Origin of the sequence: Microcoleus sp. Pol12A5, from assembly GCF_036701435.1 — a bacterium.
Taxonomy (GTDB): domain Bacteria; phylum Cyanobacteriota; class Cyanobacteriia; order Cyanobacteriales; family Microcoleaceae; genus Microcoleus.
In genome coordinates, this window is the sequence record NZ_JAUBQU010000294.1 from 1 (window position 1) to 1,292 (window position 1,292).

At 50.9% G+C, this 1,292-nt stretch carries 1 protein-coding gene; it reads left to right on the forward strand.

Annotated elements, in window-relative coordinates; translation table 11 throughout:
* On the forward strand, positions 1 to 1,292 hold a 1,292-nt coding region (locus QUA45_RS28835), incomplete at both ends, for a two-partner secretion domain-containing protein (protein ID WP_333223369.1).

Here is a 1,292-nt window from a genome sequence, read left to right on the forward strand (position 1 = left end):
GTTGTGGGTGGCGATGCTTCTTATATTAACGGTTTAATTCAAGTAATAGGCGGTAATTCTAACTTATTTTTGATGAATCCGGCGGGGATTGTTTTTGGTTCCAACGCTCAACTGAACGTGCCTGGTTCATTCTTAGCAACAACAGCAACCGGAATCGGATTTGGCAACAATTGGTTTAACGCAGTTGGCGTTAATGAATACGCTATGCTGATAGGAACGCCAAGCATTTTAAATTTTGGTAATGCTCAGCCAGGGGCGATCGCAAATTTCGGTCAACTGCGCGTACCTAACGGGCAAACGCTAGCTTTAATAGGCGGAACAGTTTTCAGCCCCGGTACTTTGTCAGCACCTTCCGGGCAAATTGCGATCGCATCGGTGCCCGGAGAAAACTTAGTCCGCATTTCTCAAGCAGGACATCTGCTGAGTTTAGAAATTTCCCCCTCTTCTAATCTCAACTCTGCTTCTGTGCCGTTGAGTCCCCTCACCCTGTCCCAACTGCTGACAGGGGGTAGCAGCAATGCTACAGGCGTTACAGTTAACAGCGACGGAAGCGTACAGCTAACGAATTCAGACTTGCGGGTAGAAGCTGGCGATGTGGCCATCGGCGACACTCAGGCAACAGGTGCGAACCAAAATTTAGCAGTGTCTGCTCAAACGGCTACTGTGTCAGCCGCGCGTAACCTAACCCTAGTAAACAGGCAACTACAAACAACCGGTGACTTGAAATTGCAAGCGGGGGAAGCTGTCGGCATTCGCGACAGCGCGGCTAACTCTTTTGTGATTGATGCGGGTGGAAACCTAACCGTGCAGGGCGATCGCCAAATAAACATCCAGGCTCGCAATCACTCCCAAAGCTTACTGAGCGCTGGCGGCCGCATCACACTTACCAGTAACGGTACTGTATCCGGTGATGCCCTCTTCAGAGCTGGCAGCGATTTCTCAATTGGCACACTTCAAGGTAGCCCCGGCAACTTCGCAAGTTCAGGCGGTTCTACGATCGTCTCAGGCGGAAACGTCTCTTTTGGTAATTACGCAGGCGCTTCTCTGGGAGTGCAAGCCGAAGGCGCGATCGCAGTTGGTGATCTCGCTATCAGTTCCGCATCTAGCGATCGACCGCAGTTGGTGTTTACGGCTGGCAACCTACCCGTTCCCCTCACTGAAAACAGCACTCTAGCAGCCGGCAGTTTTTCACCTGCCAGCATTCAAGTTGGCAATATCGCGATCGCAGGTTCAGTTTTTTTAGGCGCTGCAAACAGCATTCAAGCAGCATCCATTACTTCAAATGGCGGAGA